Origin of the sequence: Pseudomonas sp. 58(2021), from assembly GCF_017491585.1 — a bacterium.
Classification (GTDB): Bacteria; Pseudomonadota; Gammaproteobacteria; order Pseudomonadales; family Pseudomonadaceae; genus Aquipseudomonas; species Aquipseudomonas fluorescens_BT.
In genome coordinates, this window is record NZ_JAFGYZ010000010.1 from 82,297 (window position 1) to 97,736 (window position 15,440).

Below are 15,440 nucleotides of genomic sequence, written 5' to 3' on the forward strand. Positions count from 1 at the left end.
ATCAAAACCGTTGACAGTTTAGATTTCGATCATCATCCTAATTTCACACCCACCGATCTCCATCCACGGGCACGGAAGATTCATCAGATGACCAAACAGACTCTGTTCACCCCTTACACGCTAGGCAGTCTCACGCTGTCGAACCGCGTCGTTCTTGCACCGCTGACACGCAACCGCGCGGGCCAGGGCTTTGTCCCGAGCGAATTCGCGGCGACCTATTACAGCCAGCGCGCCAGCGCCGGTTTGCTGATCAGCGAAGCTACTCAGATTTCCCGACAGGGTCAGGGTTATCAAGACACCCCCGGGATCTACACCCAGGCACAGATTGACGGTTGGCGCACAGTCACTGATGCCGTCCACGCCAAGGGCGGAAAAATCTTCCTGCAGCTGTGGCATGTCGGCCGCGTTTCACACGTTGACCTGCAAGAAAACGGCGCCGCACCGGTGGCCCCTTCTGCGCTGCGTGCCGCGACCAAAGTGTTCGTCAACAACCGCTTTGAAGACGTCTCCGAACCCCGCGCCCTGGAAACCAGCGAACTGCCGGGGATCGTCTCCGATTTCCGCCAGGCTGCGGCCAACGCGATCGATGCCGGGTTCGATGGCGTGGAGATTCACGGTGCAAACGGCTACTTGCTGGATCAATTCCTCAAGGACAACGCCAATCTGCGCACCGACGCTTACGGCGGCTCGATTGAAAATCGTGCGCGTCTGTTGCTCGAAGTGACGGCGGCTGTCATCAACGAGATCGGCGCGGATCGCACTGGCGTGCGCCTGTCTCCCGTGTCGCCGGCCAATGGCGTGTCTAGCAGCGATCCGCAGGCGCAATTCAATTACGTCGTCGAGCAACTCGACGCCCTCGGTGTGGTTTATCTGCACATGGTCGAAGGCGCGACCGGCGGCCCGCGCGACGTGGCCCCTTTCGATTTCGGTGCCCTGCGCCAGCGCTTCAAAAACACCTATATCGCCAACAACGGCTATGACCTGGACTTGGCGAACGCGCGGCTCGCCGAAGACCAGGCCGACCTGATCGCCTTCGGTCGCCCGTTCATTGGCAACCCGGATCTGGTGGAGCGCCTCAAGCAGGGCGCGCCGCTGTCCGCGTTCAATCCCGCCACCCTCTATGGCGGCGGCGCGGCGGGCTACATCGACTACCCGACGCTGGCTGAATCAAGCGTCAGCGCAAGCTGAGCGCGTTCTGTTTCTCACCTCCTGAAAGAGAGATACCCCATGAGCACTCGCCCTACTGTTCTCATCACCGGCGCCTCCACCGGCATTGGCGCCGTCTACGCCGAACGCTTCGCGCAACGTGGCCACGATCTGGTACTGGTCGCCCGCGACAAGGCTCGCCTAGACACACTGGCAGCGCGTTTGCGCAGCGAGCACGACGTCGCCGTCGATGTCATCCCCGCAGACCTGACCCAACTCGGCGATCTCAACACCGTTGAAAGCCGCCTGCGCGATGACGCCCGCATCGGCGTTCTCGTCAACAACGCCGGCGCTGCGCTGTCCGGCCACTTCGTCGACCAAAGCACCGACAGCGTTGCGCAACTGGTCGCCCTCAACACCACAGCGCTGGTGCGGCTTGCCAGCGCCATCGCACCACGCCTGGCCAAGGCCAGCGACGGCGCGATCATCAACATCGGTTCGGTGGTGGGTCTGGCGCCGGAGTTCGGCATGACGGTCTACGGTGCGACCAAGGCCTTCGTGCTATTCCTTTCCCAAGGCCTGAGCCTGGAGCTTTCGCCTCAGGGCGTCTACGTGCAAGCCGTGTTGCCCGCCGCCACCCGCACGGAAATCTGGGATCGCTCCGGCGTCGACATCAATACCCTGAGCGAAATCATGGAAGTGGGTGATCTGGTGGATGCCGCACTGGTCGGCTTCGATCGTCGCGAACCTGTGACCATCCCGCCGCTGCACGAAGCTGAGCGCTGGGATGACCTGCAGGGCGCACGCCAGGGCCTGCTGGGGCAAATCCGCCAGTCTGCGGTCGCCCAACGCTACCAGACGCCACAGTGATTTTTTGCTAGCGAGCATTCGCGGCAGATTCGATGCAGGCACATGGCATTGCATCGAATCCTGCCCGCTGGCCGGAGTGACAATGAGTTCAATGCAGACAAATTCCCGCTCGGGTTTGCCGACGCCATTTATTGACGCGGCAAACCAGTCGATCACGGTCAACGGCATTCCCTTCGCCTACCGCGACACCGGGCCCGCGACCGGCATGCCCTTGGTACTGTTCAACCATTGGGGTGCAGTACTGGACAACTTCGACCCCGCGATCATCGATGGCCTGGCGCAAACCAGACGCGTCATCACCACCGACTATCGCGGCATCGGCAACTCGGGGGGAACCGCGCCACTGACGGTGAGCGAAATGGCCGACGATGCCATCCAGCTGATCAGGGCGCTGGGGCTGAAAACCGTGGATGTGCTCGGTTTCTCCCTCGGAGGTTTCGTCGCTCAGGATATTGCACTCAAGGCGCCTGACTTGGTACGCCGGTTGATTCTGACCGGTACTGGACCGGCGGGCGGCACCGGCATCGACAAGGTCGGCACAGTGTCATGGCCATTGATCCTCAAAGGTTTGCTGACCCTGCGCGATCCCAAGTTCTACCTTTTCTTCACCTCGTCGGCCAATGGGCGACGGTCTGCCTCGCAGTATTTAAGACGCCTAAAGGCACGCAAAAAAAATCGCGACAAGGGCCCGACGCCCCGCGCCTTCCTGCGGCAATTGAGAGCCATCACCGCGTGGGGCAGACAACAGCGGCAAGCGCTTGGGCACTTACGCACGCCGACGCTAATCGTCAACGGCGACAACGACCTCATGGTGCCCAGCGTTAACTCGTTTGAGCTGGCCAGGCTTATCCCCAACGCACAGTTGGTAATTTATGAGGACGCCGGGCACGGCGGGATTTTCCAGTATCACGCCGACTTTGTGGCCAAGGCGCAGGCGTTTCTCGATGCTTGACCACGTCACTCAGCAACACCGCAACCCCACCGACTACCCTCCGTATAACCAGCAAGAGCCGCACCACGATGAAAGCATTTCTGATTGATGGCTATGGCAAGAATCCCGGACGCATTGGCGAAGCGCCCGCCCCTGCAGTCGGTGCCCACGACGTCTTGATCGAGGTCCATGCGAGCAGTGTCAACGTGCTGGATTCGAAGATCAGCAAAGGCGACTTCAAGCTGATTCTGCCCTACGCCTTTCCGTTGATTTTGGGCAATGACCTGGCGGGGGTTGTGGTTGAAGTCGGCCCGCAGGTGACACGCTTCAAACCGGGAGACGAGGTATACGCTCGCCCGCCCGAAGCGCGGATCGGGACCTTCGCCCAATTGATCGCCGTGAACGAAAACGCGGTCGCCCTGAAACCCGCCAATACCGACATGGCACAAGCCGCATCCCTGCCCTTGGTTGCACTGACCGCCTGGCAAGTGCTGGTTGAAACCGCCCGGCTGCAAAAGGGCCAGAAAGTGCTGATTCACGCAGGTTCCGGCGGCGTCGGCACCATTGCGATTCAGCTTGCCAAACACCTCGGTGCGTTTGTCGCCACAACTACCAGCACCGCCAATGTCGAATGGGTCAAGGCGCTGGGGGCCGATCTAGTCATCGACTATAAACAGCAGAACTTCGAAAATGTACTGCGTGACTACGACGTGGTGCTGAACAGCCTTGGCGCCGACGTGTTGGAGAAATCACTCGCGGTCCTGAAACCCGGTGGTCAACTCATTTCCATCTCGGGCCCACCCACTGTGCAGTTTGCGAGGGAGCAAGGATTGTCCTGGCCATTGCAGCAAGTCATGCGACTGCTGAGCCTTGGCATTCGTCGCAAAGCGCGCAAGCAGGATGTCAGCTACGCGTTCGTGTTCATGCGGGCCAATGGCGCTCAACTGCAACGCATCACCGCGCTCGTGGAGGACGGAATCATCAAACCTGTGGTTGATCGCTCCTTCCCCTTTGAATCAACGGCCGAGGCATTGAAGTACGTTGAGCAGGGACGCGCCAAGGGCAAGGTGGTTGTTTTGCTCAAATGACCACGTCGCCTACTCATGAGTCGACCGTAGACACTGCACCGCTTTTACTGCTTGAGCGCTCATCAGCCGAGGTGATTTCGCCAGAGAAGCAGCAAGTGCCTCAACCGCATGATGCGCAGGCTCAACCGCCCGTTATCGTTTGGCGCAGTTTAATGCTTGAGCCATAAGGCGAAACCGGTTGCAGGTGATCTCGTCAGGCTGTCGCGTTCGGCTCGACAAGATGAACTTCCGTGGCATTGCGTCCGGCCAGCCAGGCCAGTACAGATGCGGCGACCAGGACAGCGGCGCTAAGCTCGAAGGTGGCTTTGTAGCCGCTCAAATCAAAGGCCAGACCGCCAATGATTGCGCCGGCGGCGATCGCCAGTTGGACGATGGCCACCAGCAAGCCGCCTCCGGCTTCCGCATCATCCGGGAGCGTCTGCGCCAGCCACGTCCACCAGCCAACCGGCGCGGCCGTGGCGACCAGCCCCCAGATTCCGAGCAACACGGCGGTCAGCACCGGAGACTTGCCGAAGCTGACCAACGCCAGCGCGATGGCCGCCATGATCAGCGGGATGATGGTCAACGTGCGGTAGAGGCCGCGGCTTATAAACCGCTCGATCAAAAAGGTGCCGATAAAACCGGCCAGCCCCAGCCCCAGCAGCATGAACGACAAGGTTGAGACACTGACGCCAGTCACGCCCTCAAGAAAGGGCCGCAGGTACGTGAACAGCATGAACTGGCCCATGAAAAATACGCTGACGGCGACCATGCCCAAAGCAACTGGCAACTGCTTCATCAGCCGCAGGACATTGCCGCTACTTACCTGGCGTTCGGCCTTGAAGGACGGCAGGCTGATCAGCAGCCACACGGCTGCCAACGCTGCGACCGGCACCACACAGAAGAATGCGCCGCGCCAGCCGATCAACGAGCCAAGGAAGCTGCCCGCCGGAGCGGCGATGACCGTCGCCAGAGCGTTACCACCATTGACGATGGCCAACGCACGGGAAACCTGATCAGGTTGCACCAAGCGCATAGCGGTCGCCGCCGACAGTGACCAGAAACCACCAATCGCAATCCCGATCAAGGCACGTCCAAACATGAATGACGGGTAGCCCGGAGCGTACGCGACGACCGTACCGGAGACGATCATCAGCAAGGTCAGGCCCAACAACAATTTCTTCCGTTCGATGCGAGCGGCGACCGAGGCAATCAACAGACTGGTGATCAATGCAAAGGCACCGGACACGGAAATCCCCTGCCCTGCCTGACCTTCGGTGATGTGCAGGTCAGCCGCGATGGGCGTCAGCAGGCTGACGGGCATGAACTCTGAAGTGACCAGGGCGAACGCGGCCAACGACATCGCCAGCACGGCGCTCCAGCCGCCTGTTCTTTTAGAAGGATCTGTAGAAGGAAACGTCATGGGAACTACCTGTGGTGCGAAAAACGTGTGGGGTGTGAAACGCAGGGGCAAGCAGTTTGTCGCCCGTCCGGGCACTGCCCCTGTAACAGATAGACACATTCTCCCGGTCAATCCGGCCCTTCCCTAGCGCATTCCTCTTGAATGCTTGCCTGATCCTCTGGCGATGCAGGCTGACGGATAGGAAACGTCTCGCGCGCGGATTAGAGTTCGGACAACAGGAGTGACCCGACATGAACCCGCCCTCTCTGCCCCAGGAATCGCCTTTGGCCTTGCACATCGACCCGCGCCTGAGCACGCCGGGTGACTTCGCCACGGCCATACCCGGACTGACGCTGTTTCGTCGCGACCAGCCGGCGCCCCCCGTTGTGTGCATGATCGAGCCCAGCCTGATTCTCGTGGGCCGCGGCGAAAAGCGCTTGTGGGTCGGTGGTGAGGGCTACAGCTATGACCCATCGCGGTTTCTGGTCACGTCGCTGGACCTGCCCGCCAACTCCGAAGTGATGCTCGCCAGTCCCGAACAGCCCTGTGTCGGCTTCGTGCTGAAACTGGATGTCAGCATGCTTGCCGAGGTCATTACCAAGAGCGGCTTGCCCGCGAAACGCCAGCCATCAACGGGTACGGGCGCTGCGATTGGCAGCCTGTCACCTGCTCTGGAGGACGCGCTCGATCGCCTGCTGGCATTGCTCGATGAACCCGAGGCGATCCCGGTCCTGGCACCGCTGATTCTGCGTGAAATCCACTATCGGCTGCTCCATACCGACCAAGGCCCACGGCTGCGGCAGATCACTGCCGTCGATGGTCAGGGTTATCGCATCGCCAAGGCCATTGACTGGCTCAAGGTCAACTACACCGATGCCCTGCGCATCGATGATTTGGCCGCGCGGGTACAGATGAGCGCGCCGACCTTTCACCATCATTTCCGCCAGCTCACCGGCATGAGTCCGCTGCAGTACCAGAAATGGCTGCGGCTCAACGAAGCCCGGCGGCTGATGCTGATCGAGCGCCTCGATGTGTCGCGTGCAGCGTTTGCGGTCGGCTATGAAAGCCCTTCGCAGTTCAGCCGCGAATACGGCCGCCTGTTCGGCACCGCGCCGAGTCGTGACATGGCCCTTTTGCGCGGGCAGCCCTTCGAGGCAGAAGCGCTCGGCACAGTCGCGAATTGAACGAAAACCGGTGATTCGCCCCGCCGCGTGTCACCGCTCATAACAATGCACGTCAACCGATGATCAAGCGGGTGAACCATGGAACTACGAATCAACCAGAAGACCTATCAGGTCGATGCCGACGCCGATACGCCCTTGCTGTGGGTGATCCGCGATGATCTGGGCTTGACCGGAACCAAGTACGGCTGCGGACTGGCGCAATGCGGCGCCTGCTCGGTGCTGGTGGACGGCAATGTGGTGCGCTCGTGCGTCACGCCGGTGGCGGGTGTGGTTGGCCGCGAGGTCACCACCATTGAAGCCATCGAAACCGATGACGTGGGCAAACGAGTCGTCTCGACCTGGGTCGATCTGCAGGTCGCCCAGTGCGGCTACTGCCAGTCCGGGCAGGTGATGGCCGCCACCGCGCTGCTCAAACAGAATCCCAAACCCAGTGATGCACAGATCGAGGCGGCGATGGTCAATCTGTGCCGCTGCGGTACTTACAACGCCATTCATGCCGCCGTGCATGAGCTTGCCGGCAAGGGAGAAGCGTGATGAACGTTCGAATCAATCCTTCACTGCAAGCCTCAGCACTGGATCTGCATGAACCGATCAATGTTTCGCGCAGACGTTTTCTGACCGGTACCGCAGTCGGCGCACTGGTCCTCGGCTTCGGCCTGCCGCTGGGTGTGACACGCGTACAGGCGGCTGCAGCAACAGCAACTGCCGAGCGTGGCACACAGGTCCCGGCGTTTCTCGAGATCCGCCCGGACAACCGCGTGCGTCTGCTCTGCCCATTCATGGAAGGCGGACAAGGCACGTTCACTGCGATGGCGCAGATTGTCGGTGAAGAACTGGATGCCGACCCGGCGACTTTTCTGGTCGAAGCCGCCCCGCCCGGCGAGGCCTACGTAGTCATGGAGAACGGCATGCGCATCACCGGCGGCAGTATGTCAGTGCGCATGAGTTACCCGGTCATGCGCCGCCTCGGCGCCCTCGCCCGCGCCATGCTGTTGCAGGCGGGCGCGCAGCAACTCGGTGTGCCGGTAAGTGAATTGACCACCGAGCCTGGCAAAGTCGTGCACGCCAAGTCGGGCCGCTCGCTGGCCTACGGTGAACTGGCCGAGCGTGCGATGGATCTGCCGGTACCCGATCCGGCCTCGGTGAAGCTGCGCGATCCGAGTCAGTTCCGCTGGATCGGCAAACCGGTGAAGCGTCTCGACGCTTACGACAAATCCACGGGCAAGGCGCTGTACAGCATCGATCTGAAAGTCGACGACATGCTGCATGCCGCCGTTCAACATGCCCCGCGCCTGGGGATGACGGTGGGCAATCTGCGCAACGAAGATCAGGTCAAGGCAATGAAAGGCGTGCATTCCGTGCACCGGCTGCCGGGCGCAGTGGCGGTGGTCGCCGAGCGCTGGTGGCACGCCAAACGTGCCGTCGAGGCGATTCAGGTCGACTGGCAAGAGCCGACGGCCGACAGCCAAGTGCGGCCGATGCCCGCCGACTTTTCCAGCGATGCGTGGTTCAAGCGCCTCGCTGAAGATAAAAGCCCCGCCAAAGATGATGAACATGAAGGCGATGTGGCTTCGATTCTCAAGGAGACCAAGACCCGGATCGACGCCACTTACCACAACCAATACCTGAACCACGGACAACTGGAGCCGCCTTCAGCACTGGCCCGATTCAATCCGGATGGTTCGCTGGAGGTCTGGCTGCCGAATCAGGCGCCGGATATGTTCCGCGCCGACATCGCCAAACGCACAGGCCTGGATCCGTCGCGCATCACCTTGCATTCGCCACTGCTGGGCGGGTTCTTCGGCCGGCATTTTCTCTACGACTCGGCCAGTCCCTACCCTCAGGCAATCGCCCTGTCCAAAGCAGTAGGCCGCCCGGTCAAGCTGATCTGGAGTCGCGAGGAAGAGTTTCTGCGTGACGTGCTCCGCCCGGTTGCCGCAGTGAATTTCCGTGCAGCACTGGACACCGACGGCTGGCCGCTGGCAATCGAAGCGATCAGTGCCACCGAAGGTCCGACCGAAGCCCTCGCCGGCAAGCAAGGTGAAAAGCTCGACCCGACGGCGCTGGAAGGGTTGTCGGGCAAGTCCTATGCGATACCCAACAAGCGCATCGCGCAGATCTACGTCAAAGGCCCGGCCATGCTCGGTTACTGGCGCTCGGTGGGTAATTCCCTCAACGACTTCTTCTATGAATCGTTCCTCGATGAACTGGCCGACAAGGGCGGCAAAGACCCGTTCGAGCTGCGCCTGCATTTGCTGCGTGACAACCAACGGCTGACCACGTTGTTGCAAGCAGTGGGTGAATTGTCGGGCGGCTGGAAGCGTGGGCCATTTACCGCCGAAGACGGCAGCCGGCGTGCGCGCGGGGTGGCCATGGCTTCGCCGTTCGGTACCGAGACTGCGGTGATCGCCGAGGTCTCCATCGAAAATGGCCAGGTCAAGGTGCATGACATCTGGCAGGCGATTGACCCCGGCAGCATCGTCAATCCGGCGATTGTCGAGGCTCAGGTGAATGGTGCCGTGGCGTTGGGACTGTCGCAAACCCTGGTGGAAGAAGCCGTGTGGATTGATGGCAAGCCTAGGGCGCGCAACTACGACTTGTATCCGATCCTGCCGCCTGCGCGGATGGCACGGGTTCATGTGCGTGTGGTCGAGAGCGGGGAAAAAATGGGTGGCATCGGTGAACCGCCGTTGCCTGCCGTCGCGCCTGCCGTCGCCAATGCGGTGGCAACGCTGACCGGGCAGCGGGTACGCAGCCTGCCCCTGAGCCGACACACCTTCACCTGATCAGCGCCGGAGCCTTTATGAACAACAGCCGATTCGCAAGAACCGCTGGCTGGTTGGCCGTGCCATGTCTGGTCGCGGCAGGCCTGCTGGCCTGGTACGTCACCCGCGAGCCCGTCTCGCGCCTGGAAAACCATCAGATCGCCGTGGCCGACATCGACCCGGCATTGGTCGCTCGGGGCGAATACGTTGCCAGGTTAAGTGATTGCGTGGCCTGTCACAGTGTGCAGGATGGCGCGCCGTTCGCCGGTGGGCTGGAAATGGCCACACCGCTGGGCGCGATCCATGCGACCAATATCACCCCGGACATGGACACCGGCATCGGTTACTACAGCCTGGCGGACTTCGACCGTGCCGTGCGCCACGGCGTAGCTCCCGACAGTCGCCGGTTATACCCTGCGATGCCCTACCCGTCCTACGCCAAGCTCAGTGACGATGACGTACGTGCGCTGTATGCGTTCTTCATGAAAGGCGTGGCGCCCGTCAAACAGGCGAACATCCCGAGTGCGATTCCGTTCCCGTTGAACCTGCGCTGGCCGATTGCACTGTGGAACGGTGTGTTTGTCGATGCCGAGCCCTACGTAGCCAAACCGTCGCAGGATGAACAGTGGAACCGTGGCGCTTACCTCGTTCAGGGCGCCGGACACTGCGGCAGTTGTCATACACCGCGCAGCCTGGCGTTCAACGAAAAAGCACTGGATGAGTCCGGCAAGCCCTACCTTGCCGGCGCCTTGCTCGATGGCTGGTACGCGCCGAGCCTGCGTGATGATCACAACACCGGCCTGGGCCGTTGGAGCGAGTCGGAAATCGTGCAGTTCCTCAAGACCGGACGCAACCAACATGCGGTGGTCTACGGCTCGATGACCGAGGCGTTCAACAACTCCACGCAGTTCATGAGCGATAACGATCTGACCGCGATTGCCCACTACCTGAAGTCGCTTCCCGGCGATCGTGAACGGGATGGCGCACCCTGGCAGTACCAAGCGGTTTCGGCAGCGCAACGTCTGGACTCGCCCGGTGCTCATACCTACGTGACACGCTGTGCGTCTTGCCACGGTCTGGACGGCAAGGGTCAATCGCAATGGATGCCGCCGCTGGCCGGCGCGACTTCTGCACTGGCCAAGGAAAGCGCCTCGGCGATCAACATTACCCTCAATGGCGCGCAACGTGTGGTGGCGGCCGGCGTGCCGGATGCCTATCGCATGCCGGCCTTCCGTGAGCAACTGTCGGATCAGCAGATCGCCGAAGTACTGACCTTCATGCGCAGCACCTGGGGTAATCAGAGCAGTGCTGTCGACGCACAGACGGTTGGCAAACTGCGGAAACACACCGACCCGGCCAGCAGCAGCCCGATCATTCTGCAGATGCGTTAGAGGAGAACCCGATGGAGAGCATCGACTTGCTGGTCCTGCGCACAGCGCGGGATACCCCACAAAGTGACTGACGATCACGAATTGCGGAAAAGATTTTTTGATTGCGGTAGAAAGAACTAAGGGCTTGCATGAGGTATGTCATGCAAGCCCTTGATATTCATGGTGCCCGAAGCCGGAATCGAACCGGCACGCCCTTACGAGCGGGGGATTTTAAGTCCCATGCGTCTACCAGTTTCGCCATTCGGGCGGTAGCGCGGTGTTACATTGCTCTGATGCCGGTTAGCAATCCTGACAGATCGTTACCCCGTTCAGCAGAGGGGGAAATATATACATCAGTCCCCTGTGAAGCAAGTTTGCAAAGGCTGTTTTAAAGACTAAATCTTTCAGCGTAATACAAATAAAAAAGCTCCGTAAATCATGGATCTACGGAGCTTGTTTATAGTGGAGGCCGAGGTCGGAATCGAACCGGCGTAGGCGGATTTGCAATCCGCTGCATAACCATTTTGCTACTCGGCCTCAAAACATTTGTCGTCAGTAGCGCAACAACAAACGTTGTACAAACTTGGAGCGGGAAACGAGACTCGAACTCGCGACCCCGACCTTGGCAAGGTCGTGCTCTACCAACTGAGCTATTCCCGCTTGGTGTGGCGCATTCTATAGAAATCAGAAGCGCCGTCAACCCTTTGATTCAAAAAAGTTTTATTTCTTTTCAACATCGGTCTTCAGATGCGGCCAGGCAGCCCGGAGGTATTGAACCATCGACCACAGGGTCAGGCCTGCCGAGACCATCAGCAACGCATAACCAATGAAAACCCAGAAGCTGAAAACCTTGGGATTGGCCAGGAGAATCACCAGCGCAAGCATTTGCGCAGCGGTTTTCCATTTACCCAGGTTCGATACGGCAACATGAGCCCGCGCACCGAGTTCGGCCATCCACTCACGCAATGCAGAAACCACGATCTCGCGACCGATGATCACGGCTGCCGGCAGTGTGAGCCAGAGGTTACCGTGCTCCTGCACCAGCAACACCAGTGCAACGGCAACCATCAGTTTGTCAGCAACAGGATCCAGGAACGCGCCAAACGGGGTGCTTTGCTCCAGGCGCCGCGCCAGGTAACCATCCAGCCAGTCTGTGGCTGCCGCGAAGGCAAATACCGAACTTGAGGCCAGATAACTCCACTGGTAAGGCAGATAGAACAGCAAAATGAAAATCGGGATGAGCAGGACACGGAGAACGGTAATCAGATTAGGGATATTCATCGGCACAACTGGCTACGAGGTGAATGGGCATTCTACTCACTATGCAGGTTTGCATAAATCGACTCTGCTAGCTTTTTGCTGATCCCCGGCGCTTTGGCGATCTCTTCGATGCTTGCACGAGACAGCTCCTGCAATCCACCAAAATGTTTCAACAAATCCCTGCGACGGGTCGGGCCTACCCCCGCCACGCCTTCCAGCGTTGACGTACGCCGGGTTTTACCGCGACGGGCACGGTGTCCGGTAATCGCAAATCGGTGAGCTTCGTCACGGATCTGCTGAATCAGGTGCAACGCGGGCGAGTCGCCGCGCAGGGTGAATTCGTGCGCCGCATCATTCAGATACAAAGTCTCGAACCCCGCCTTGCGCGTCGCGCCTTTCGCAACCCCCAGCAGAATCAGATCCGGCACTGCCAGTTCATTAAGCACATCCCGGGCCATCGACAACTGGCCCTTGCCACCATCCACCAACAGAATGTCCGGCAACTTGCCCTCCCCGTCCTTCAACTTGCTGAAGCGCCGGGTCAGCGCCTGATGCATGGCGGCATAATCGTCACCCGCCGTCACACCTTCAATGTTGTAGCGGCGGTAATCCGACTTGATAGCGCCTTCCGGACCGAATACCACACAGGACGCCACCGTCGCCTCGCCACTGGAATGGCTGATGTCGTAACACTCCAGGCGCTGTGGCGGCTCATCCAGGTTCAGCACTTCGGCCAACGCCTCGAAACGCGCCGCGACATGCTGACGATTGGCCAGCCTTGCCCCCAGCGCCTGTTCGGCGTTGGTCACGGCCAGTTGCTGCCAGCGCGCCCTGGTTCCGCGGACCCGATGGCTGATGCTCAACTCGCGCCCCCGCAGTTCATGGATCGCGTCAATCAATGCAGGGAAATCATCATGAACCACGTTGACGATCAGTTCGCTCGGCAAGTCGCGCTCAGGGCTACTGATGAAATACTGGCCGAGAAATGCAGCCATGACTTCGGCGACGTCCTCTTCGATACCGACTTGCGGGAAAAAATTCTTGCTCCCCAGAACCCGTCCACCTCGCACACTGATCAAATGCACACAGGCACCGCCCGGGTTGACGAATGCGGCGATTACATCGATATCGCCAGTACCACCTTCCATACTTTGCTGATCCTGGACCCGGCGCAGTAATGCGATCTGGTCGCGCAGTTCGGCGGCGCGTTCAAACTCAAGATTGATCGCAGCCTCCTCCATCGCACCGGACAGCTCGTTGGTCAACGCATGGCTGCGCCCCTCAAGGAACATCACCGAGTGGCGAACGTCTTCGGCATAGACCTCAGGTTCGACCAGTCCGACACAAGGAGCCTTGCATCGCTTGATCTGGTACTGCAGGCACGGACGGGTCCGGTTCTTGTAATAGCTGTCTTCACACTGACGCACGAAAAACGTCTTTTGCAGAAGACTCAGGCTTTCACGAATGGCCCCGGCACTCGGGTAAGGACCGAAGTACTTGCCCTTGGCTTTCTTGGCGCCGCGGTGAATGCTCAGTCGCGGGAACTGCCCGTCAGACAGAAAAACGTACGGATAGGACTTATCGTCGCGCAGCAGAATGTTGTAAGGAGGTCGCCATTCCTTGATCAGTGTCTGTTCAAGCAGCAGAGCCTCGGTTTCGTTGGCCGTAATCGTCGTTTCGACCTGGGCGATTCGCCCCACCAGAGCAGCTGTTTTAGGCGCCAGCCCGGTCTTTCGAAAGTAACTGGCCAGACGTTTCTTGAGGTTCTTGGCCTTGCCGACGTACAACAGACGCGCATCACTGTCGAACATGCGGTAAACGCCGGGGCGCCCGCTGACCGTCGACAGAAACGCGCCGGAATCAAATGTCTCAGTCATGGTCAGGCGCTGGCATCGACCATGCCATGGCGTACCGCAAGCAGCGTCAGTTCGACATCGCTACTGATCGAAAGCTTCTCGAAAATACGATAACGGTAAGTGTTGACGGTCTTTGGCGACAGGCACAATTTGTCGGAAATGATCTGTACCTTCTGACAGCCGACAATCATCAGGGCAATCTGGATTTCCCGCTCCGACAAGGCGTCGAACGGAGAATCATTGGTTGGCTGAAAGGACTTGATCGCCAGTTGCTGGGCAATCTGCGGGCTGATGTAACGCTGACCGGCGAACACCAGGCGAATGGCTTGTACCATTTCCGGCAGTCCGGCGCCCTTGGTCAGGTAACCCGCAGCCCCGGCCTGCAACAAGCGCGTAGGAAAAGGATCTTCCTCGCACACGGTGACCGCAACCACCTTGATGTCCGGATGGCTGCGCAGCAATTTGCGCGTGGCTTCCAGGCCGCCGATGCCAGGCATCTTGACGTCCATCAGCACCACATCGGGTTTCAACTCACGGGCCTTGATAAGGGATTCTTCCCCGGACTCGGCCTGACCAACCACTTGCAGGCCATCGATATCGGCCAGCATACGTGTAATGCCTGTACGAACGAGATCATGGTCATCGACCACTAGCACCCTAATCAAGCAGACACCTCGCGATATGGTCTTATTGGGATGCCGGACACCTTAGCAAAAAGTCCCCGGCAGACCTAGCGGCAAGCGACATATAAAAAGTTTCAATTCATCATTCAAGGCTTGCAGGACGTGCGTTTCAGAGCACACGTGTACTTAAATCGAGCTGCATTCGCAGGAAACAGTCGTCACCGCCCTGCTCAACCAATCCCTTTCTGCGATACAGGTTTTGCGCCGGGTTGTTCTTGAACACCGTGAGGCGCACTGCCGGACGACGCTCCCGGCACGCCATTGCCACAACCTGATCGATCGCCCAGGAACCTGCCCCTCGCCTTTGAAACGCCTCACAGACCTGCAGCTCACGAATATACAAGGCTCGCGCATCACGACTCAGGCTGAAATAGCCTGCAGGAGTAGTACCGCACACGATCAACCAGTTTTCGCGACCGGCCCAGGCCATATCGAATGCATCGTCCTGCCATAGCAAATCGTAGTTCATGTAGTAGCGGAGCATGTTCCGGCAAGTGATTTCTCGCGCAAATGACAGGTCATCGGTCGTTGACTGCCGCAAATGAAAACCTGTCTGCTCGTCCCCTTCACTCATGAACTGACTTCTCCCGCGATGTCGGCGCCAACGCGACTCTGCCCTGAATCGCTGAAAAAGAGGCAGAGTGTGTCACACATGACCGAAGGCTCAAGCCATAGAAACGCTCTTTGAACTTCGATAGCATTTTCTGATTGCTGACGCGCCCCGGGCTCTAGTAAGCTCGGCGCATTCATCGGAGACACATCATGTTCAACGCCATCGTACAGCTGCCTGACACCCGCGCCCTGCGCTCGGTTGCTGCTGCCCGCGTGAACGGCGCCTGTGCTCCTGCCAGCTTTTATTTTGGGTATTGGTTTAGCCACTGGCGCGCCTGATACCCAACCGGCGCC

Annotated in this window: 14 protein-coding genes and 3 tRNA genes; 9 read left to right on the forward strand and 8 right to left on the reverse strand. The window is 59.7% G+C overall.

Going from position 1 to position 15,440, the window contains the following annotated elements; translation table 11 throughout:
* The first annotated feature begins 87 nt into the window (after positions 1 to 87).
* The 4 genes from J5M72_RS13640 (at position 88) to J5M72_RS13655 (ending at position 4,035) form a co-directional block, all read left to right on the forward strand.
* Positions 88 to 1,188, forward strand: coding sequence for an alkene reductase (locus tag J5M72_RS13640; protein ID WP_207865802.1), 1,101 nt, complete (start codon positions 88 to 90; stop codon positions 1,186 to 1,188).
* 39 nt (positions 1,189 to 1,227) lie between these two features.
* On the forward strand, positions 1,228 to 2,016 hold the full coding sequence (locus J5M72_RS13645) for an SDR family oxidoreductase (RefSeq protein ID WP_207865804.1): 789 nt from the start codon (positions 1,228 to 1,230) through the stop codon (positions 2,014 to 2,016).
* Positions 2,017 to 2,098: 82 nt separating this feature from the next.
* A complete protein-coding gene (locus tag J5M72_RS13650; RefSeq protein ID WP_207865806.1) occupies positions 2,099 to 2,968 on the forward strand; it encodes an alpha/beta hydrolase in 870 nt (289 codons plus the stop codon).
* Positions 2,969 to 3,036: 68 nt separating this feature from the next.
* Complete coding sequence (locus J5M72_RS13655) at positions 3,037 to 4,035, forward strand: NADP-dependent oxidoreductase (protein WP_207865808.1); 999 nt, start codon at positions 3,037 to 3,039, stop codon at positions 4,033 to 4,035.
* A 193-nt stretch (positions 4,036 to 4,228) separates the two neighbouring features.
* On the opposite strand, the gene J5M72_RS13660 is transcribed toward J5M72_RS13655, so the two are convergent.
* Positions 4,229 to 5,437 carry an MFS transporter gene (locus J5M72_RS13660; RefSeq protein ID WP_207865948.1) on the reverse strand — a complete coding sequence of 403 codons (1,209 nt, stop codon included), beginning with the start codon at positions 5,435 to 5,437 and terminating at the stop codon, positions 4,229 to 4,231.
* A 230-nt stretch (positions 5,438 to 5,667) separates the two neighbouring features.
* Here J5M72_RS13660 and J5M72_RS13665 point away from each other — a divergent pair, with 230 nt between their 5' ends.
* The 4 genes from J5M72_RS13665 to J5M72_RS13680 all read left to right on the forward strand — a co-directional run bounded on the left by J5M72_RS13665 (position 5,668) and on the right by J5M72_RS13680 (position 10,756).
* The gene (locus J5M72_RS13665) at positions 5,668 to 6,600 is read left to right on the forward strand and encodes an AraC family transcriptional regulator (protein WP_207865810.1); all 933 of its coding nucleotides are present in this window, start codon (positions 5,668 to 5,670) and stop codon (positions 6,598 to 6,600) included.
* A 78-nt stretch (positions 6,601 to 6,678) separates the two neighbouring features.
* Positions 6,679 to 7,134: a (2Fe-2S)-binding protein gene (locus J5M72_RS13670; protein ID WP_207865812.1), complete on the forward strand. Its 456-nt coding sequence runs from the start codon at positions 6,679 to 6,681 to the stop codon at positions 7,132 to 7,134.
* Entirely contained in the window at positions 7,134 to 9,386 is a 2,253-nt protein-coding gene (locus J5M72_RS13675; RefSeq protein ID WP_207865814.1) for a molybdopterin cofactor-binding domain-containing protein, read from the forward strand. Before J5M72_RS13670 ends, J5M72_RS13675 begins: the two co-directional genes overlap by 1 nt.
* A 17-nt stretch (positions 9,387 to 9,403) precedes the next feature.
* Positions 9,404 to 10,756, forward strand: a complete 1,353-nt coding sequence (locus tag J5M72_RS13680) for a cytochrome c (RefSeq protein ID WP_207865816.1) — start codon at positions 9,404 to 9,406, stop codon at positions 10,754 to 10,756.
* Between the two features lie 160 nt (positions 10,757 to 10,916).
* On the opposite strand, the gene J5M72_RS13685 is transcribed toward J5M72_RS13680, so the two are convergent.
* The 7 genes from J5M72_RS13685 to J5M72_RS13715 form a co-directional block, all read right to left on the reverse strand.
* Positions 10,917 to 11,003: transfer RNA gene (locus J5M72_RS13685), tRNA-Leu, on the reverse strand.
* Positions 11,004 to 11,198: 195 nt separating this feature from the next.
* Positions 11,199 to 11,272, reverse strand: a tRNA-Cys gene (locus tag J5M72_RS13690).
* Between the two features lie 47 nt (positions 11,273 to 11,319).
* Positions 11,320 to 11,395, reverse strand: a tRNA-Gly gene (locus J5M72_RS13695).
* Between the two features lie 60 nt (positions 11,396 to 11,455).
* Positions 11,456 to 12,016: a CDP-diacylglycerol--glycerol-3-phosphate 3-phosphatidyltransferase gene (gene pgsA, locus J5M72_RS13700; RefSeq protein ID WP_085603312.1), complete on the reverse strand. Its 561-nt coding sequence runs from the start codon at positions 12,014 to 12,016 to the stop codon at positions 11,456 to 11,458.
* A 32-nt stretch (positions 12,017 to 12,048) separates the two neighbouring features.
* On the reverse strand, positions 12,049 to 13,872 hold the full coding sequence (uvrC, locus tag J5M72_RS13705) for an excinuclease ABC subunit UvrC (RefSeq protein ID WP_207865818.1): 1,824 nt from the start codon (positions 13,870 to 13,872) through the stop codon (positions 12,049 to 12,051).
* 2 nt (positions 13,873 to 13,874) lie between these two features.
* The gene (gene uvrY, locus J5M72_RS13710; RefSeq protein ID WP_024012761.1) at positions 13,875 to 14,516 is read right to left on the reverse strand and encodes a UvrY/SirA/GacA family response regulator transcription factor; all 642 of its coding nucleotides are present in this window, start codon (positions 14,514 to 14,516) and stop codon (positions 13,875 to 13,877) included.
* A gap of 127 nt (positions 14,517 to 14,643) precedes the next feature.
* Positions 14,644 to 15,108, reverse strand: a complete 465-nt coding sequence (locus J5M72_RS13715) for a GNAT family N-acetyltransferase (protein WP_169430575.1) — start codon at positions 15,106 to 15,108, stop codon at positions 14,644 to 14,646.
* A 188-nt stretch (positions 15,109 to 15,296) separates the two neighbouring features.
* On the opposite strand from J5M72_RS13715, the gene J5M72_RS29165 reads away from it, so the two are divergent.
* Positions 15,297 to 15,425: a hypothetical protein gene (locus J5M72_RS29165; protein WP_279382168.1), complete on the forward strand. Its 129-nt coding sequence runs from the start codon at positions 15,297 to 15,299 to the stop codon at positions 15,423 to 15,425.
* Positions 15,426 to 15,440: the final 15 nt, after the last annotated feature.

Bases quoted from the DNA above. Each gene is read 5' to 3' on its own strand.
- J5M72_RS13640 (WP_207865802.1), top strand. From the start codon at position 88: ATGACCAAACAGACTCTGTTCACCCCTTACACGCTAGGCAGTCTCACG.
- J5M72_RS13645 (WP_207865804.1), top strand. From the start codon at position 1,228: ATGAGCACTCGCCCTACTGTTCTCATCACCGGCGCCTCCACCGGCATT.
- J5M72_RS13650 (WP_207865806.1), top strand. From the start codon at position 2,099: ATGAGTTCAATGCAGACAAATTCCCGCTCGGGTTTGCCGACGCCATTT.
- J5M72_RS13655 (WP_207865808.1), top strand. From the start codon at position 3,037: ATGAAAGCATTTCTGATTGATGGCTATGGCAAGAATCCCGGACGCATT.
- J5M72_RS13660 (WP_207865948.1), bottom strand. From the start codon at position 5,437: ATGACGTTTCCTTCTACAGATCCTTCTAAAAGAACAGGCGGCTGGAGC.
- J5M72_RS13665 (WP_207865810.1), top strand. From the start codon at position 5,668: ATGAACCCGCCCTCTCTGCCCCAGGAATCGCCTTTGGCCTTGCACATC.
- J5M72_RS13670 (WP_207865812.1), top strand. From the start codon at position 6,679: ATGGAACTACGAATCAACCAGAAGACCTATCAGGTCGATGCCGACGCC.
- J5M72_RS13675 (WP_207865814.1), top strand. From the start codon at position 7,134: ATGAACGTTCGAATCAATCCTTCACTGCAAGCCTCAGCACTGGATCTG.
- J5M72_RS13680 (WP_207865816.1), top strand. From the start codon at position 9,404: ATGAACAACAGCCGATTCGCAAGAACCGCTGGCTGGTTGGCCGTGCCA.
- pgsA (WP_085603312.1), bottom strand. From the start codon at position 12,016: ATGAATATCCCTAATCTGATTACCGTTCTCCGTGTCCTGCTCATCCCG.
- uvrC (WP_207865818.1), bottom strand. From the start codon at position 13,872: ATGACTGAGACATTTGATTCCGGCGCGTTTCTGTCGACGGTCAGCGGG.
- J5M72_RS13715 (WP_169430575.1), bottom strand. From the start codon at position 15,108: ATGAGTGAAGGGGACGAGCAGACAGGTTTTCATTTGCGGCAGTCAACG.
- J5M72_RS29165 (WP_279382168.1), top strand. From the start codon at position 15,297: ATGTTCAACGCCATCGTACAGCTGCCTGACACCCGCGCCCTGCGCTCG.